The 19,051-nt window shown below is 61.6% G+C and carries 14 protein-coding genes; 2 read left to right on the forward strand and 12 right to left on the reverse strand.

Annotated features, from left to right (window positions below; translation table 11 throughout):
- Positions 1-172: 172 nt before the first annotated feature.
- The 12 genes from metF to EP30_RS04445 form a co-directional block, all read right to left on the reverse strand.
- The gene (metF, locus tag EP30_RS04390; protein WP_094665429.1) at positions 173-1,021 is read right to left on the reverse strand and encodes a methylenetetrahydrofolate reductase [NAD(P)H]; all 849 of its coding nucleotides are present in this window, start codon (positions 1,019-1,021) and stop codon (positions 173-175) included.
- A gap of 2 nt (positions 1,022-1,023) precedes the next feature.
- The gene (metE, locus tag EP30_RS04395) at positions 1,024-3,321 is read right to left on the reverse strand and encodes a 5-methyltetrahydropteroyltriglutamate--homocysteine S-methyltransferase (protein ID WP_140556512.1); all 2,298 of its coding nucleotides are present in this window, start codon (positions 3,319-3,321) and stop codon (positions 1,024-1,026) included.
- Between the two features lie 391 nt (positions 3,322-3,712).
- Entirely contained in the window at positions 3,713-4,270 is a 558-nt protein-coding gene (locus EP30_RS04400; RefSeq protein WP_140556515.1) for a histidine phosphatase family protein, read from the reverse strand.
- 41 nt (positions 4,271-4,311) lie between these two features.
- The gene (locus tag EP30_RS04405; protein ID WP_140556517.1) at positions 4,312-5,400 is read right to left on the reverse strand and encodes a tRNA (adenine-N1)-methyltransferase; all 1,089 of its coding nucleotides are present in this window, start codon (positions 5,398-5,400) and stop codon (positions 4,312-4,314) included.
- 111 nt (positions 5,401-5,511) lie between these two features.
- The gene (locus EP30_RS04410; RefSeq protein WP_140556520.1) at positions 5,512-6,360 is read right to left on the reverse strand and encodes an ABC transporter ATP-binding protein; all 849 of its coding nucleotides are present in this window, start codon (positions 6,358-6,360) and stop codon (positions 5,512-5,514) included.
- An 80-nt stretch (positions 6,361-6,440) separates the two neighbouring features.
- Entirely contained in the window at positions 6,441-7,679 is a 1,239-nt protein-coding gene (gene glgA / locus EP30_RS04415; protein WP_094665365.1) for a glycogen synthase, read from the reverse strand.
- 136 nt (positions 7,680-7,815) lie between these two features.
- A complete protein-coding gene (locus EP30_RS04420; RefSeq protein WP_140556522.1) occupies positions 7,816-8,265 on the reverse strand; it encodes a tripartite tricarboxylate transporter TctB family protein in 450 nt (149 codons plus the stop codon).
- Between the two features lie 48 nt (positions 8,266-8,313).
- Complete coding sequence (locus tag EP30_RS04425; RefSeq protein ID WP_094665361.1) at positions 8,314-9,843, reverse strand: glutamate synthase subunit beta; 1,530 nt, start codon at positions 9,841-9,843, stop codon at positions 8,314-8,316.
- A gap of 3 nt (positions 9,844-9,846) precedes the next feature.
- On the reverse strand, positions 9,847-14,373 hold the full coding sequence (gene gltB / locus EP30_RS04430; RefSeq protein ID WP_140556654.1) for a glutamate synthase large subunit: 4,527 nt from the start codon (positions 14,371-14,373) through the stop codon (positions 9,847-9,849).
- Between the two features lie 484 nt (positions 14,374-14,857).
- Complete coding sequence (locus EP30_RS04435) at positions 14,858-15,445, reverse strand: sugar O-acetyltransferase (protein WP_219846789.1); 588 nt, start codon at positions 15,443-15,445, stop codon at positions 14,858-14,860.
- 32 nt (positions 15,446-15,477) lie between these two features.
- Positions 15,478-16,113 (reverse strand): sugar O-acetyltransferase, encoded by a 636-nt coding sequence (locus EP30_RS04440; RefSeq protein WP_219846790.1) that lies wholly within the window; start codon positions 16,111-16,113, stop codon positions 15,478-15,480.
- 177 nt (positions 16,114-16,290) lie between these two features.
- Positions 16,291-17,169: a LysR family transcriptional regulator gene (locus EP30_RS04445; RefSeq protein WP_094665353.1), complete on the reverse strand. Its 879-nt coding sequence runs from the start codon at positions 17,167-17,169 to the stop codon at positions 16,291-16,293.
- Between the two features lie 186 nt (positions 17,170-17,355).
- On the opposite strand from EP30_RS04445, the gene EP30_RS04450 reads away from it, so the two are divergent.
- Positions 17,356-18,204: an SDR family oxidoreductase gene (locus EP30_RS04450; protein ID WP_140556526.1), complete on the forward strand. Its 849-nt coding sequence runs from the start codon at positions 17,356-17,358 to the stop codon at positions 18,202-18,204.
- A gap of 16 nt (positions 18,205-18,220) precedes the next feature.
- Positions 18,221-19,006 carry an SDR family oxidoreductase gene (locus EP30_RS04455; protein ID WP_094665349.1) on the forward strand — a complete coding sequence of 262 codons (786 nt, stop codon included), beginning with the start codon at positions 18,221-18,223 and terminating at the stop codon, positions 19,004-19,006.
- The last annotated feature ends 45 nt before the right edge of the window (positions 19,007-19,051 follow it).

Consider the following 19,051-nt stretch of genomic DNA (forward strand, 5'->3'; position numbering starts at 1 on the left):
GGACTATGGAATGCGTATGCACGGGAATCAGCGAGCGTGTCCGGTTTGATCGCATGAGCTCAAACGATGAAAAAGACCCGTCGTGCCGTGCATGTGCGTGCATGCGCGACACGGCGGGCCCGCTCTGTTCGATTCGTCGGAACCCCTTATCCCGACGAATTTCTGGTTGGCCTCAGACCTCCTGGAACAGCGGTTTGACGTTGTTCCAGATGCGTCTGGTGGTACCGGGGTGGTTCATCGAATACAGGTGGATGCCATCCACACCGTGTGCGACGAGGTCGTTGATTTGTTGCGACGCGTAGGCGATGCCGGCCGCGTGCAACGCGTCACGATTGCCTTCCCAGCGATCGAGGATGGTCTCGAGTCCCTTCGGAATGCGCGAGGCATTGCGTTCGGCCATACGACGTACCGATTTGGCGCCACGCACCGGCATGATACCGGCTTCGATCGGCACCTCGATACCCGCGGCACGGGCCTTGTCAAGGAACCGGTAGAAGTCCTCGTTGTCGTAGAACAGCTGGGAGATCAGGTGTGATGCGCCGGCATCCACCTTGATCTTCAGGTTTTCGATGTCCTGGTCCAACGACTCGGCCTGGTAGTGTCCTTCCGGATAGCATGCGCCGAAGATCTTCAATTCCGGTCTGCGCTCGCGGATGTATGCCACGAGATCACTGGCGTGCGGGAACACGCCGACGGTTTCGTGATCGGGAAGTTCGTCGCCTCGCAATGCCAGCACGGCGGTCACTCCGGCTTCGTCGAACATGTCGAGCGCACGATCGACGACCTCATAGTCGGCGTAGAGCGCGGTCAGATGCGCGACGGTGGGGATACCGTATTCGGCACGGATCGTATGCGCGATACGCGCCGTGGCGGTGCGGTCGGACTGGGTGCCATGCCCGTAGGTCACCGAGATGAAATCGGGGTTGAGTCCTTCCAGTCCGTCGAGCGTGTCGTAGATGGTTCCCACCGGAGCGTTGCGCTTCGGCGGGAACACCTCAAGCGAAAAGATCGGCTTGTGCATGATCACGCAAGTTCGGCGCGCACCTTGCGGGTCGCCTCGACCATGTGCTCTAGGCTCGGCCAGGTCTCGGCGTTGCCACGGGTCTTCAGACCGCAGTCGGGGTTGATCCACACCTTCTCCACGTCCATCTTCTTGAGGATTTCGTGGATACGGTCGACGATCTCATCGGTGGAGGGGATACGTGGGCTGTGGATATCGTACACGCCCGGGCCGGCCTCGGTCTCGAAGTTGGCGTCGTGGATGGCGTCGAGGACGACCAGATCGCCTCGGGATGCCTCGAAGGAGATCACGTCGGCGTCCATGGCATCGATGTCGCGAATGATGTCGTTGAATTCCGAGTAGCACATGTGCGTGTGGATCTGGGTGCCGGGCTTGACGGCGGAGTGGACCAGACGGAACGCGGGCACGGCCCAGTCAAGGTACTTCTTGTGCCAGTCGGAGCGGCGCACCGGCAGCTTCTCGCGCAGGGCGGCCTCGTCGATCTGGATGACCTTGATGCCGGCGGCCTCGAGGTCGAGCACCTCGTCGCGGATGGCGAGCGCCAGCTGCGTGGTCTGCTCCTCGTGCGTGATGTCCTCACGCGGCCAGGACCAGTTGAGAATGGTCACCGGACCGGTGAGCATGCCCTTGACCACGTGGTCGGTCTTGGACTGGGCGTAGGAGCTCCACTCCACGGTGATCGGGTTGGCGCGGGACACGTCGCCCCACACGATCGGAGGCTTGACACAGCGGGTGCCGTAGGACTGCACCCAGGCGTTCCTGGTGAACAGGAAGCCGTTGAGGTTCTGTCCGAAGTATTCGACCATGTCGTTGCGTTCGAATTCGCCGTGCACCAGCACGTCGAGTCCGATCTCCTCCTGCTTGGCGATCACTTCGTCGATCTGGGCCGCGATGAACTTGTCGTATTCGGCCTTGGAGATCTCGCCCTTGCGGAACTTGGCGCGGGTGGAGCGCACCTCGCGGGTCTGCGGGAAAGATCCGATCGTGGTGGTCGGCAGTTCGGGCAAGCCGAGCTCCTTCTTCTGAATCGCCTGACGTTCGGCACGGGCGGGCTGACGCACGTATTCGTCGGCGGTGAGCTTGGCGACGCGTTCGTGCACGGCCGGATCGGCGACCACGCGGGTGCCGTCGAACAGCTCCTGATTGGCGGCGAGCTTGGCGTCGGCGGCACGGGCGGCATCGTCGAGATCGGCAAGGTCGGCGACCGCCTTGAGCTCGTCGAGCTTTTCGACGGCGAAGGCGAAGTGCTTGAGCACATCGGCACCGAGCTTATCCTCTCCGGCGGTGCTGAACGGCACGTGCAGCAGGGAGTCGGCGGTGGACACGGCCACGTTGGCGGTCTTGGTCTTCACGGCGTCGACGAGCCCCAGCGACACGGCGTAGTTGTTGCGCCAGATGTTACGGCCGTTGATCACACCGGCGAAGATGGTCAGATTGGCGGGCACGCCGTATTCCTCGATGGCGGCAAGGTTTTCGTCCTTGCCTTCGATCAGGTCGAGGCCCAATCCGTCGAAGTCCAGACCGGTGGCGGTCTTGTAGGTGTCGGCGATGTTGCCGAAATAGGTCTGCAGCAGCACCTTCACGTCGCCCTTGGCGGCGAGGATGGTGGTGTAGAGCTTGGCGAAGAGGTCGAGGTCGCCCTCTTCCTTGTCGAGCACCAGGTACGGCTCGTCGAACTGCACCCACTGGGCTCCCAGCTCATTGAACTTGACGAGCACGTCGGCGTAGGCCTTGGCGGTGTCGGCCACGAGCTTGTCGGTGAGGTCCAGATCGGCACCTTCGGCGCCGCGGGCCAGCTTGAGGAACGTGTAGGGGCCGATCACCACCGGCTTGGTGATGATGCCAAGCTCCTTGGCCTCGTTGAACTCGTCGAACGGCTTGGTGCCGCTCAGCGCGATTTCGGTGTCGGCGGTGATTTCGGGAACGAGATAGTGGTAGTTCGTGGTGAACCACTTCTTCATCGGCTGGGCGGTCACGTCGCCCTTGTCGCCCTGATAGCCGCGGGCGATGGCGAACAGCGTGTCCTCGGCGCCCAGTCCCAGATCCTTGTACCGCTGCGGAACCGCACCGAGCAGAATGGCAGTGTCCAGCAACTGGTCGTAATAGCTGAAATCGTTGCTCGGAATCAGATCCACACCAGCCTGCTGCTGCAGCTTCCAGTGTTCGGCACGAAGCTGGGCGGATGTCGTCTTGACGTCCTCAAGGCTGTTAGCACCCTTCCAGTAGCCTTCGATGACCTTCTTCAGCTGTCGGTTGCTGCCGATGCGGGGGAAACCGATTACAGATGTCAGTGCACTCATACATACTCCAATACGATGTGAGTCAAAACCGGAAAAAGGTTAACAAACTTGGAGCGAATTGAGGATATCCACCAATTTTGGGTGTCGCTATAGGCACAGGTTATGGCGCTGATATTTACGAAATACGAGCGGCGATATCATCGACTTCCCTGTAGTGATACCGCTTTTCTCAATTATACCGGGCATAACGACAGGGTATATTTGCGCCGTCCCGACACAGTTCCATCGGATCAGGCCAAATCGATTTCCTGAATTTCCCGTATACGATGACAGCGATTCGGTACGGGCGGTGCCATCGCCGACTGGATGGCACCGCCCTGAATTATCGAATGATCGTGACCTAGATCATATCCACGACGTCATCATCATTGCGACGCGCCCGCGCCACGCGTCATGCCGCGCAATCCTTGGGTGTGAGTACGGCCACAAGTTCGGCGCCACGCAACCCCCACTCGGCGAACGGCTTATCGGAGCCGAGAATGACCAACGATCCCGTGGACAGGCCAAGTCCCAGCACGTTGAGCGTCGCCGGGTCCGAGTCCGGTGAGGCAAGCCACTGCGCGGCCGACGACACCGTGGGCTCATGCCCTACGATCATGAGTCGCTTGGTCTTGGGCTTCATATGGTCCATTTCATCGAGGATCGCCTGCGTACCGCCCTCATACAGACTTTTGCGATAGTCCACGCTCGGCTTGTCGCCAAAATACTTGAGCATGCGTTCCAGCGTCTGACGGGTGCGCGTGGCACCCGAGCACCGAATCTGGTCGGGAATCAACGACATCACGGCCAGCGCCTTGCCGACCTTCTTGGCCTGTTTGAGTCCCTTGTCCGTCAGTTCGCGGTCCACGTCAGCCTTGCCGACCTTCGACTCGGCGTTGGCGTGACGCATGATGATGAGCTGATATTCATATGCCTTGGTCTTTTTGGCTACCTTGCTGAGGTTGACCATTCCTGCCCCTTTCGACGGACGGCTGCAACGTCCGACGAAATCTATTGTGGCAGATTTCCGTTCCCCTCGGCGCTTTTGGAGATATTTTCCACCTGCGTGTCCAGATCCTTGAGCACCTTGCGCAGCTTGCGGTCGGAAATGTCGCGCAGCTCCAGCTCCTCCAATCGTGCCTGCTGCTGTTCGGGAGTGAGCTCATCGATATCGGAATACGTGTCCTTGGTGGCACGCTGAGGCTTATGCAATGCCTCGACGCCCGGAGCCATGGCCCGAGCGGTGATGAGGAACCCGGTATGACCGATCATCTCGTGATTCGGACGAACGGCAAGCCCCTGAGCCTTCCAGCCCCGCTCCAGGGTCTCACTGATCTCCGGTTCGGTCCACTGCCCGGAATCGCGCATCGCCTCGGCCACACGGCTCAACTGCGTGGTGGTGGTCACGTAACAGGTGATCACACCGCCCGGCGCGATCACACGCCACGCATTCTCCAGACGGTTCCAAGGGTCAAGCATGTCGAGGAAGATGCGGTCGAAATAATGCTCGGGCAGTTCATGCGACTTCGAATCGAAGTCACCGACCAGCAGGTTCCACCATGCCGGGCGCTCGCCGAAATACACCGTGGCGTTCGCCTCACACACCTTCGCGAATTCCGGACGCATCTCGATCGTGGTCAGCTCGCCGTCCTCACCCACGGCGTCAAGCAGATGCAATCCCATGGCACCGCTTCCGCCGCCGGATTCCAGCACTCGCATACCGCGACGGATATCACACGCCTCAATGACCTGGGCAATGTCCTTGGGATACATGATCTGCGCTCCGCGCGGCATCGACAGGATGAAATCCTGCAGACGGGGACGCATAACCGTGTACTGCCATCCACCGATCTTTCGGGTGTTCTTCCACGGTTTGCGCGGATTGTGCCGATAGGCCTCCGCGGCGCTTTCCATGCTTCCCTCGCTGGTGAGCGTAACGACGACCACGCCTTCCGGACCGCCGATGATGTCGTCGTGGCGGATCACACCGCGTTCAGTCTGGGTCTCCTCCCCCGCCATGAGCTGCACGGTGATCTTCTTGCCCTTGCGATCGGTGAGCTGCACCTTCTCTCCGGCCCGTAGCGGTCCGCGACGCACCATCTGTTCCTCCCGTTGGACTTGTACCTGTGTCTTGATGTCTTGCACAGATTGGCAAGACATCAAGACAAACGCCCGATCGGGGACGGACGGGGACGGGTGCCCGGTACGGGATTATTCGGCGAACGCCTGCCAACGGCCGTTTTCGTGACGGACGGTGAGCGGCAGACCGAAGATGCGGGACACACGTTCCGTGGTCAGGCCCTGGTCCAGATCCCCGGTGTAGATGATCGTCCCCGGTGCGGGGTCCCCTCCGCGAACCTTGGCCTCATGGGCCTGCTTCTCGTCACCTTTGATCCGCCCCATCACGGCGATATGGTCGAAACCCTCGGGGATCTCCTCCAGCCGATGGGTGACCAGGATCACCGCTCGGTCACCCTGCTCCTTTCCCAAATCGCCCAGTGTCTTGACGACGAGTTCACGGCCACCGAGGTCAAGACCCGTGGTCGGCTCGTCAAGGATGGCGAGTTCGGGGTCCGCCATGAGCGCACGGCAGATGAGCACGCGGGTCCGTTCCCCCTCGGAAAGGCGCCACATCTGCTTGCCTTCGAGATAATCGATGCCGAACCGTTGCATTAGGGCTCGCGCACGGTTCATCTCATCATCGGTATAGGTGTCACGCCATCGGCCGGTGGTGGCGGTGAGCGCCGTCACCACGGCGTCGAGTGGATCCTCATCGGGAGGGAACGCACGCGCCAATTCCGCCGAGGACAGGCCGATCCTGTTGCGATAGGAGAACACGTTCACCTTGCCCAGCCGGTTGCCGAGGATGTCCACCGTGCCCTCGCTCGGGTATTTTCGTGTGGCCATCATGGCGATCAACGTGGATTTTCCGATGCCGTTGGGGCCGAACAGCACCCAGCGTTCCCCCCGGCGAATGGTGAGGTTCACGCCGGTGACAATCACGCGACGGCTACGTCGAAATTCGACGTCGGTAAGTTGTAGGGCGATATCGTTGCTCATGGAATCGTTTCCTCATGATATGGGATGGGCTCCCACAGAGGGAGCCCATCATTGATGACTGCTTTCGGCGTAGTGCCGGATCAGCCGTTGATGATCGTGTTGTACACCTCGATGGTTCGGTCGGCGATGCTTTCCCAGCTGAACACGTCACGGGCGCGGGCGTAGCCGGCCTCGCCCATCTTCTTGGCGAGTTCGGGATCTCGCATGACCTTGTTGATGGCATCGGCCATGTCGTGTACGAACTTGTCGGGGTTGGTGGGGGTTCCGGTGCCGTCGTGCAGCTGATCGATCGGCACGAGGTATCCGGTTTCCCCGTCGACCACCACTTCGGGGATGCCGCCGGTGGCGCTGGCGACCACGGGCAGGCCGCAGGCCATGGCCTCCAGATTCACGATGCCCAGCGGCTCGTAGATGCTCGGGCAGATGAACGCGTCGCAGCCGTGCTCAAGGGCGCTGAGCTCGGGCTTGGGCAGCATCTCCTCGATCCAGATGATGTTGCCGCGTTCCTTGTCGAGCTCGGCGAATGAGTTCTTCACTTCGGCGGCGATCTCCGGGGTATCGGGGGCACCTGCGCACAGGACCACCTGCACATCCTTGTCCACGAAGTGCAGTGCCTTAAGCAGATACGGCAGACCCTTCTGGCGGGTGATGCGGCCGACGAACAGCAGCGTGGGCTTGCTGCGGTCGATATTGTAGCGCTCGAAAACACCCCAGGCCGGATCGTCATCGGCGGGGGTGGCGAACTCGCTCATGGTGATGCCGTTGTACACGACGTGCACCTTGTCGGGGTCCACGTTCGGGTAAGCGGCGAGGATGTCCTTCTTCATGCCACCGGACACGGCGATGATGCCATCGGCGTGCTCGTAGGCGTCACGCTCGGCCCAAGAGCTCAGATTGTAGCCACCACCCAGCTGCTCGCGCTTCCAGGGACGGAACGGCTCGAGGCTGTGCGCGGTGATGACCAGCGGAATTTCGTGCAGCTGCTGAGCGAGACGTCCGGCAAGGCAGGCATACCAGGTGTGCGCGTGAACGATGTCGGCGTCCACATCGTTGGCGATCTGCAGATCCACGCCGAAGGTCTTCAGCGCAGGATTGGCATCGGCGAGTTCGGACGGCGTGTTGTAGCCGACGACGTTGAGGCTGCCCTTGGGGGAATCGCCGGGGATCGTCGGGATGTCGTCGGAGGTGCGCGGACCATCGAATGCGCGGACGGTCACGTCAATACGTTCCGCCAGTACCTTGGAAAGTTCTTCGGCATGAACGCCTGCGCCACCATAGATATGCGGCGGGTACTCACGGGTGAGGATATCGACTTTCATTGACGTCTCCTTTGAACAAATGAACAACATATCCCAGTATATGAAAGAACCGCCGGAAAACCCGGCGGTTCATCATATGTTTCGTACGAATTCGTACAGGTATCGGCCCTATTCGTCCCGACACGCCAGACACGCGTCAGACTGCGGTGCCGTACTCGTCCAGATTCGGATTGTCCTTGGGATTGCCCGCCACGAAGAACAGGCTGAGCACACCCACGGCGAACACCGCAGCCACCACGATGGTGGACCACGTGGGCATCCCCGGAATCCACATGACCACGAGGAATGCGATGGCGGACAGGATGATCAGCGCCCAGCTGACGAAACGGAGCCATCCACGCACCCCGCGCGGAGCACCGGGCTTGCCCATTGACCGTGTCGACGACACGGTCTGCTCAGGCAGGTCCGTGGAAGCGGTGGGCTTCCATTCCGCGGTCTGTCCGTTCTGCAGACGGACGGACCGCTCCTGCAGCGCATACTCATCCACCAATCCCTGACGGGAACGGACCTGCACACGCTGCGGCTGGTTGTTGGTTCCACGACGATTGCGCTTGGCGTTGGCGCGGCGCTCCGCTCGATTCGGCATGATCGCTCCTTTGACGACGTATCACTGACTGTGAGTATAACCCGTTCGTCAGCGAGGAAGCATCATCGGGCGCTGCGAAGCCGTGATCGGAGCGGGAAGTTCGGTGGCGCCGGTCAGGTAACGATCCACCGCGGCGGCGCAGGAGCGTCCCTCGGAGATGGCCCAGACCACGAGGCTCTGTCCGCGGCCGGCATCACCGCAGGCGAACACGCCATCCTGACTGGTGGCGAAGGAATCGTTCCTCGCCACGTTGCCGCGACGGTCAAGCTCGACCGGAAGCTGGTCGACCAGCGTCGTGGTGTCCGGGTGCAGGAATCCGACGGAGATGAGCACCAGATCGGCCGGGATCACACGTTCGGTACCAGGCTGACGCGTGAAGGGGCCGTTGTCGCCAGGAGCCACGCTCACGATCTTCAGACCGGTGACGTGTCCACGCTCGTCGGCCACGAAACCTTCGGCAGTGGCACCGTCGATCTCATGCACGTTCCTCGGATCCGTAGCGCCTTCAAACTCCACCGAATCGGTGTTATAGACGTAGGTGCCGCCCTCCTCCATCGAGGAGGTCTTCTGGTAGATACGGGCGTAGGTCGGCCACGGCTGATTGGCAGGACGCTCGGACGGTTCCTTGCCCATGATCTGCAGCACGGTGACGGACTTTGCACCCTGACGGATGGAGGTACCGAGGCAGTCGGAACCGGTATCGCCACCACCGATCACCACCACATGCTTGTCCTTTGCGGTGATGTCGTTGACCGGCTTCTTGCCCCACACGCGACGGGTGGCGTCCGGCAGGAAGTCCATGGCGAAGTGAATGCCGTCGAGCTCGCGACCAGGCAGCTTCATGTCACGCGGCACCGTGGAACCAATGGCCACCACGACGGCGTCGTAACGGGAGCGCAGGTCATCCCAGGAGATGTCCTTGCCGATCTCCACGTTGGTTTCGAAACGGGTGCCCTCGGCCTCCATCTGCTCCACTCGACGGTCAAGCAGGGACTTGTCGAGCTTGAAGTTCGGAATGCCGTAACGCATCAGACCGCCGATGGCATCGGCGCGCTCGTAGACAACCACCGTGTGACCGGCACGGGTGAGCTGCTGGGCGCAGGCGAGGCCGGAGGGGCCGGATCCCACCACGGCGACGGTCTGATCAGTCAGACGCTGCGGCGGCAGCGGCTTGACGTAATCGAGGTTCCACGCCTGATCGATGATCGTCTGCTCGTCGAGCTTGATCATGGTCGGCGGCTGGTGAATGCCCAGCACGCAGGCGGACTCGCACAGCGCGGGGCAGATGCGACCGGTGACCTCGGGGAAGTTGTTGGTCATGGACAGCTTGCCGTAGGCGTCCTCCCACTGGCCCTGACGGACCAGATCATTGAATTCGGGGATGACGTTGCCCAGCGGGCATCCGGTCATGCAGAACGGGGTGCCGCAGTCCATGCATCGGGCGGCCTGCTCCTGAGTCCAGGGCTGCAGACCGGATTCGGCGTGAACGTCCAGCCAGTCCTTGATACGCTCCTGGACCGGACGCTCCGCGAGTTCGTGACGGGAACGGACCTTCAGAAAACCTCTAGGATCGCCCATTGTTCAGCGCACTCCTTCCATAACCTGCTCGTAGACCTTCTCCCAGGCCCCCGGAGCGTTGAAATCGACATTGTCTTCCTCGGCCTTCTTCATCGCCTTGGTCATGGCGACGAACTGGGTAGGCACGATATGGGTGAATCGCTTGACGGCTTCGGGCCAGTTGGCCAGCAGCTCCTTGGCGATCGTGGAATCGGTCTCCTCGGCGTGACGCTTGACCAGCGAGTGCACGAGCTCCTCATCCTCGCCGTTCAGCGGAAGGAACTTCAGCGCGCCGGTCCTGACGGCGGACGGGTTCACCTTCGCCATGTCAAGGTCAAGCACGTAGGCATTGCCTCCGGAGAAGCCGGCACCGAAGTTGCGGCCGGTCGAACCGAGCACCACGACCACACCACCGGTCATGTACTCGCAGCCGTGGTCTCCAACGCCCTCCACCACGAACGTGGCGCCACCGTTACGTACAGCGAAGCGTTCTCCGGCCCGGCCCGCGACGAACATTTCACCCGAGGTGGCACCGAAGCCGGTGACGTTGCCGGCAATCACGTTGGTGTGGGGATCGAAGCGCACGCCATCCTCGGCGCGAACGATGATGCGTCCGCCGGACAGGCCCTTGCCGGCGTAGTCGTTGACCTCGCCGTAGATGCGCATCGTCTCACCGCGCGGGATGAACGCACCGATGGACTGGCCTCCGGAACCGTGCAACGTCATATCGATCGTGTCGTCCGGCAGACCTTCGGCCTGGTAACGCTTGGTGATCTCATAGCCGAGCATGGTGCCGACAGTACGGTTCACGTTGCGGATCGGCAGCTCGATGCGCACTGGCTCCTTGTGCTGCAGGGCAGGCTGGGCGAGTTCGATGAGCTTGTTGTCCAGCGCCTTCTCCAGCTCATGGTTCTGCTTCTCGGTGTTGTGCAGGATCGTGCCCGGAGTGGGACCGACCTGACGCAGTACGTTGCTCAGATCCACGCCGTCGGACTTCCAACGCTTGATGGCCTCGTCCTGATCCAAGCACTCGACGTGACCGACCGCCTCTTCAAGCGTGCGGAAGCCGAGCTGAGCGAGGATCTCGCGCACCTCTTCGGCGATGAACATGAAGAAATTGACCACGTGCTCGGGCTTGCCACGGAATCGGGCACGCAGCTCCGGATCCTGGGTGGCGATGCCCTGCGGGCAGGTGTTCTTCTGGCATGCGCGCATCATCACGCAACCCTCGACGATCAGAGCTGCGGTGGCGAAGCCGAACTCCTCGGCACCCAGCAGCGCGGCGATGACCACATCGCGGCCGGTCTTGAGCTCGCCGTCGCACTGCACGACGATGCGGGAGCGCAGACCGTTGAGGATCAGGGTCTGCTGCGTTTCGGACAGGCCGATCTCCCACGGGGTTCCGGCGTGCTTGATCGCGTTGAGCGGAGCGGCACCGGTACCACCGTCATATCCGGAGATCAGCACCACGTCGGCATGGCACTTGGCCACGCCTGCGGCGATGGTTCCCACGCCGAACTCGGAGACGAGCTTGACGTGGATTCGGGCCTTCGGGTTCGCCATCTTCGCATCGTTGATCAGCTGCTTGAGATCCTCGATGGAGTAGATGTCGTGGTGCGGCGGCGGGGAGATAAGCTCCACGCCCGGGGTTGCGTGACGGACCTTGGCGATCCACGGCGGGACCTTGGCACCGGGCAGGTGGCCGCCCTCGCCGGGCTTAGCACCCTGTGCGAGCTTGATCTGCAGATCCGTGGCATGCACCAGATAGTCGCTGGTCACGCCGAATCGCGCGGATGCGATCTGCTTGATCTTGCTGTAGCGCAGCGGATCGTTGATACGGTCATCGGATTCGCCACCCTCACCCGAATTGGAACGGGCCCCGAGCTGGTTCATGGCGATGGCCAGCGTCTCATGCGCCTCCTGGGAGATGGAGCCGTAGCTCATGGCACCGGTGGAGAAACGCTTGACGATCTCGCTGGCGGGCTCGACCTCGGAGATGTCGATGGGCTTGCGCTTGGAGTTGAACTTCATGAGTCCGCGCAACGTCATCAGACGGTTCGACGTGTCGTTGATGTGGCTCGAGTACTTCTTGAACATCGCGTAGTCGCCACGCTGGGTGGACTGCTGGAGCAGGAAGATCGCCTCGGGATCGTTGAGATGGTCCTCACCGGTGCGACGCCACTTGTATTCACCGCCGGTACGCAGGTTGCGATGCGGAGTGGCGGTCCACTGGTTCGGGTAGGCCACGCGGTGACGGATCGCCACCTCTTCGGCGAGCTCGTCGAGTCCGACGCCGCCGACACGGGACGTGGTGCCGGTGAAGTAGCGGTCGATGACTTCCTGACTGAGGCCGATGGCCTCGAACAGCTGGGCGCCACGGTAGCTCATGATGGTGGAGACACCCATCTTGCTCATGATCTTGAGCACGCCCGTGGAAAGGGCCTTGATGAGGTTCTTCACCGCCTGAGCGGGCTCGACCTTGACATAGCCGCGGCGGGACAGATCCTCCACGGATTCGAGGGCAAGATACGGGTTCACGCAGGCCGCGCCATAGGCGATGAGCAAGGCTACGTGGTGAATCTCGCGCACATCACCCGCCTCCACTGCCATGGAGATCTGGGTGCGGGTGTGACGGCGCAGCAGGTGATGCTGTACGGCGCTGGTGAGCAGCAGGGACGGGATCGGACCCCACGTGTGGTTCGAGTCGCGGTCGGACAGCACCAGGAAGTTCTTGCCATCGGCGATGGCCTGATCGATCTCGGAGAAGATCTCCTCGAGACGCTCCTCCAAAGCCTTGCCGCCGCCGGCGACCTGGTACAGACCCTTGACGACGAACGGACGGTAGTATCCGCCGAGCACCTTGGCACGATCGAGTCGCTTGAGCTGGGCCATCTCATCGCTGTCAATGACCGGCAGCGGAATGAGGACCTTCTTGGCGTGCAGCTCGGAATCCTCGAGCAGGTTGGGCTCGGGGCCGATGGCGGATTCGAGGCAGGTGACGATCTCCTCGCGCTCCCAGTCAAGCGGCGGGTTGGTCACCTGGGCGAACTTCTGGGTGAAGTAGTCGAACAGCATGCGCGAACGCTTGGAGAGCACCGGCAGAGGCACGTCGTTGCCCATGGAGCCGAGCGGCTCCTTGCCGGTGTTGGCCATGGGCGTGAGCAGCAGCTTGAGGTCCTCCTCCGTGTAGCCGAAGGCACGCTGTCGGCGCTGCACGGACTGGCCGGAGTGGTTCACATGCTCACGGGCGGGCAGCTGGTTGAGCTCGACGGAGTTTCCTTCCACCCACTGGCGATAGGGATGCAGGGATGCGAGGTTGCGCTTGATCTCCTCGTCGGGGACAATGCGTCCTTCGGCGGTGTCGATGAGGAACATCTTGCCGGGTTCGAGACGGCCCTTCTCGACGATGCGGTCCTGGGCGATCTCATTGAGGACACCGGCCTCGGATGCGAGCACCACGTAGCCGTCGTCGGTAACCTGCCAGCGACCCGGACGGAAGCCGTTGCGGTCAAGCAGTGCACCGACCTGGGTACCGTCGGTGAACACGATGTCGGCGGGACCGTCCCACGGCTCGATCAGCGTGTTGTTGTATTCGTAGAAGGCCCTGATGTCGGGATCCAGCTTGTCGTTCTTCTCCCAGGCCGGCGGCAGCATCATGGAGATGGCGTGCGGCAGGGAACGGCCGGCGAGGTGCAGCAGTTCGAGACACTCGTCGAAGGTGCCGGAATCGGAATAGCCGGGGGTATTGATCGGCAGCAGGGGCTTGAACTCGCCGAGCAGTTCGGAGCTGAGACGTCCCTCTCGGGCGGACAGCCAGTTGCGGTTGCCCTGGATCGTGTTGATCTCGCCGTTATGGGCAAGCAGACGGAACGGCTGAGCCAGAGGCCAGCTCGGGAACGTGTTGGTGGAGAAGCGGGAATGGACGATGGCGATAACGGTCTTCATCGAGGGATCGGACAGATCCTTGAAGAAGGGCTTGAGCTGCATCGTGGTGAGCATGCCCTTGTACGTGATGGTACGCGCGGACAGCGAGGCGAAGTACACACCCACCTCGTGCTCCACGCGCTTGCGCACACGGAACGCCTTGCGCTCAAGTTCGATGCCGCCCAGCTTCGCACCGTCGGCATCGGCCAGCACCAACGTCTTGAACGCGGGCATGGAGGACAGCGCCTGAAGACCCAGCCCGTTCGGATCGGTGGGCACGACTCGCCAGGCAAGCACCTCGAGGCCCTCCTCCTCGGCGATGGAGGCAATGGCCTTCTCCTGCTGGGATGCGGCCTCGATATCGCGATCAAGGAAGGCTATACCGGCGATGTAGTGGCCCGGATCGGGAAGCGCCACATCGATGGTGTTGCGCATGAACTCGTCTGGCATGCTCATCAGGATGCCCGCACCGTCGCCGGTGTTCTCTTCGGCGCCGACGGCACCACGATGGTCGAGGTTGATCAGCACCTCGATGGCATCATCGACGATCTTGCGCTCGGGAATCTTATTGAGGGTGGTGACCATGCCAACACCACAGGCGTCATGCTCCGAGATTGGATCATACATGCCTTCTGGAGTATGGATCGTCAGGTCAAGCGGAGCTTTTGTCACCGAAATCACCTCTGGACTAGGGCAGGACTCACCTGCATTTTGAATTGCCTTGACAGAATACAGCCACAATGTATCTTAGACGCAATCAAGGGCACATATCACACTTGCCGAAAGTTTTAAAGACTTTTCTTTTCTAGGGCTCACAGATGTTCCATATAATGAGACGACTTCCGTCACACCCTCAGTTTTCGTCGTCATATGAGAGCTTCTCAGCCGTCATTTTTCAAGCTCGTAACATTTCTCCGGGAATGCGATGCCATCACGTCGTCATTCGACACGAAAAATGGAAGACACGCGACGACACGCCCGGATTTTTCAAGGAACACAAAAAACTGCCGCTACGGATAGATCCGGTCGAGAACCAATATACGGCACCGCGTCGCAATGGCCGACGACCGGTCAACAATCGCCACACGACAATCGTCGACGCGACGTCTCGTCAGGCTCCGGCAGGATCGGAACCGTTGATCTGACGCAGCACCCGGCACGGGCTGCCGACGGCGACCACGTTCGACGGAATGTCGCGGGTGACGACAGAACCAGCACCGATCACCGTACCATCGCCAATGGTCACGCCGGGAAGCACAATGACACCGCCGCCCAGCCAGCAACCGCGTCCGATGCGGATCGGTCGGGCATACGTGTTCCAGCGGTAATGCGTATCGCCCGGCTTCCAATCCTCGACAAGACGATCCGCAAGTTCCACCGGATGCGTGGCCGTATACAACTGCACATTCGACGCGATCAACGTGTCCGACCCGATGGTGATCGTATTGCAGTCCACAAACGTACAGTTCATATTGACCGACACATTGCTGCCGATGTGGATATTCCGGCCGTAGTCGCAAATAAACGGCAGACCAACCGACACATTGTCACCAATCGTGCCGAACAGGGATTCGAGGATCTCACGTTTACGCGTTTTCGCATCATAAGGAAGTCGATTGTATTCGGCGAGCAGCCGTCTGGCCGTGTTCTTGTAGTCAAGGAAGATCGGATCATGGCAGTCGTAGACTTCTCCTGCCATGCATTTATCGAGTTCGTTCATTTCTCTTCCCCTCACTCGGTCACGTCAAGACGACGATCGTGCCAATAATATTCGCGGTCATGTTCGCCGATGGGCCGTTTCACTGTGCAGGGCACGCCCATGGCGACCACGTTCGACGGAATGTCACGGGTAACGACCGAACCGGCACCGATCACGCTGTTGTCCCCGATGGTCACGCCCGGCAGGATGCTTACATTGGATCCGACCCACACGTTGCGTCCGATATGCACCGGCAGCGCATACGTGTAGTGGTGCTCACGCATGACGGGCAGAATCGGATGTCCCGCGGTGGCGATGGTGACGGACGGACCGAACATCGCATAGTCGCCGATCCAGATTTCCGCATCATCAACCATGCTCATGAACGCGTTGATATAGATACCCTTGCCAAGATGCACACGCCTGCAGCCGTTGTTCGCGTGCAACGGCGTCTCGATATGCACTCCCTCACCGACTTCGGCACACATGTCCGCAAGTAATTCGGCGCGGCGGTATTGTTCGGTCGGCTTCGTCTGGTTGTACTCCCATAGTTTGCCCTGCCAGGCAAGCTGCCCGTCCATGATGGCGGGATCGTCATAATGGTACGGCAGTCCCGCATCTCTGCGCGCCACGTTGTTCATGTCATCTGTCTCACGTCCATCATGCATCGTCGCCTTGCTCCTTACCGTCCACATCCACAGTGGCACACTGGTATGGTAGCGACAATCGGGCGACGTTCCGGGACGGACCGGCTGCGTTTGGCACGATCCGTACCAGATGCGGAACAATGCCGGTGCGATCGCCCGCGCCGATCCAGCGTAATCGCCGACGACTGCGATTGATGCCTACAGCACATCCCGCAGCGCTTGCAGGAACGCATCGGCAGCGGGAGGCAGCGGCTGGGCCGCCTTCCAGGCGATTGCCAGATGCGTGGATACCTCCGGCGCGAAGGGACGAAAGCACAGACCAGTCGCATCCGAAGCGTCGACCATACCCTCCGGTCCGACGGCGCATGCGTACCCCTCCTGCACGAAGCAACTGGCGTTGTACATGAGGTTCGTCGTACCGACCACCCGCAGACGCTTCGCATACCGACCAAGCCAACCCGACAGGTCGCCGCGCTCCAGCACGCCACGCGGCATGATCAGCGGCACGCCATCAAGGTCCCTCGGTTCGATCCGAGTCCGCTCGGCAAGCGGATGATCGCGACGCATGAGCACACCCATCGGATCGCCGCCCGGCAACGGCAATGACCCGTATCGACCCATATCCACCGGTTGCACGAGCACGCCGAAATCGGCCAGCCCGTTGTCAAGACGCTCCATGATGTTGGCACCGAAGTCATCATGCAGTTGCACCGTGATGTTCGGATGACGCCCTCGCAGCAGCATGGCCGCGCGAGCGACGGTATGCATGACCACGCTCTGCGCCGCAGCGATATGAACCTCACCGACGATGTCGCGCCCTTCCCCCATCTCCGAACGGGCACGATCGGCGAGTTCCACGATCTCCCTGGCCCGCCGATACATCAGACGCCCCTCCCCCGTCAACGCGATCTCGCGAGCACGATTGCCGCGGACGAACAGCTTGACCCCAAGCTCATCCTCAAATCCGCTCATCTGCCGGGACAGCGCCGGCTGACTGATACGCAGCACATCCGCGGCGGCGGTCACGCCACCCTCCTCGACCACCGCAATGAAATGACGCAATACCTTCAATTCCATGTTCCCTCTCCCGCGTCTACGGCAGCAATGCTAAATACATGCATACAGCACATATATATAAATACTATAGCGACATTTGTAATATAAAAACACCCCTCATACCATTGCAGACAACAGCCCTGACGGAGCTGCAACACCCTTGGAAGCCCCAATCGCACCATACGGAAAAGAACGAAAGGATATCCCATGGCAACGCTTCACCCATCCCGCAACATCATGCTTCTGGTCGGTGCCGGGCAGATCGGCATGGCCATCGCCCGCCGCATGGGATACGGCATGACCATCCTCGTGGCGGACAAGAACCCCGACCACGCCGCCGATATCGCGCGGACCATGACGGACGCCGGCTTCGACGCCCGCCCCGAAACCGTGGACCTCGCCTCACGCAAGTCCATCACCACGCTCCTCGGCAAGGCGACCTCCCTCGGCGATCTCACCATGCTGGTCAACGCGGCCGGAGTCTCCCCCAGCCAGGCATCCATCGAAACGATCCTCAACGTGGACCTGTACGGCACGGCCGTGCTGCTCGAGGAGGTCGGCAAGATCGTCGCCCCCGGCGGCGCGGGCGTGACGATCTCCAGCCAGTCCGGTCACCGCATGAAGCAGCTCACCGCCGAGGAGGACCGCCTGCTCGCCACCACACCCACCGAGGAACTGCTCGGCCTCGACATGCTGCAGCCCGGCAACATCATGGACACGCTGCACGCCTACCAGATGGCCAAGCGCTGCAACGAGAAGCGCGTAATGGCCCAAGCCGTGGCATGGGGCGAACGCGGGGCACGCCTCAACTCCATCTCCCCCGGCATCGTCGTCACGCCGCTGGCCATCGATGAGTTCAACGGCCCGCGTGGCGACTTCTACAAGAACATGTTCGCCAAGTGCCCGGCCGGACGCCCCGGCACGGCCGACGAGATCGCCAACGTGGCCGAACTGCTCATGAGCGAGCGCGGCGCGTTCATCACCGGCACCGATGTGCTCGTGGACGGCGGCGCCACCGCCAGCTACTTCTACGGCCCGCTCCAGCCCACCGAGTGAATAGAGGCAATCAATCATGACCAGACCATCATCCGTATTGTTCGTCGGCGCTACCGGCAGCGTCGGCAGACTCGCCGTCGCCGAGGCGCTGCGGCAGGGATACCATGTGCGCGCCTTGGTGCGCGGCGCCTCGCACGCCGGGCTGCTCCAAGGCGCCGAACTCTTCGAGGGCGACCTGACCTCGGTCGAATCGCTCTCCCGGGCATTGGAAGGCATCGACGGCATCGTGTTCACCATGGGCTCGCACGTCAGCGCGGCGACGATCGAACAGGTCGACTACGGCGCGGTGCGCAACGCGCTCATCGCGCTGGACGGACGCAAGGTGCGCATCGCATTGATGACCGCGATCGGCATCACCAACATGGACAGCTCTTACAACAGACGATATCAGGCCCATGATTGGAAGCGCCGGTCGGAATGGCTGGTGCGGGCGAGCGGCAACGAGTACACCATCGTACGACCCGGCTGGTTCGACTACGGATCGCCCGACGAGCGCCGTTTGGTGTTCTTGCAGGGGGACGGCCGACGCACCGGCAGCCCGTCAGATGGGGCCGTCTCGCGCGACCAGATAGCACGAACGCTGGTGGACGCCCTCGGTTGCGGGGATGCCGTGGGGAAGACGCTCGAACTCGTCGCCGAGCGCGGCGAGGAACAAGCCGACCTCACGCCGTTGTTCGCTGCACTGGAACGAGATACCCCCGGCAACCTCGACGGCGTGCGTGACGAAGACAACTTCCCGCCGTCCGACCAACCACAGCGGGTGCTCACGGATCTGCGTCGTATTCGCGCGATGAACGCGTGAGCGAAACCGCAGCCCCCCTCCCTCAGTCTCGCATGAGCCCTCCGA

Source organism: Bifidobacterium sp. UTCIF-39 (assembly GCF_006408715.1).
GTDB lineage: Bacteria > Actinomycetota > Actinomycetes > Actinomycetales > Bifidobacteriaceae > Galliscardovia > Galliscardovia tissieri.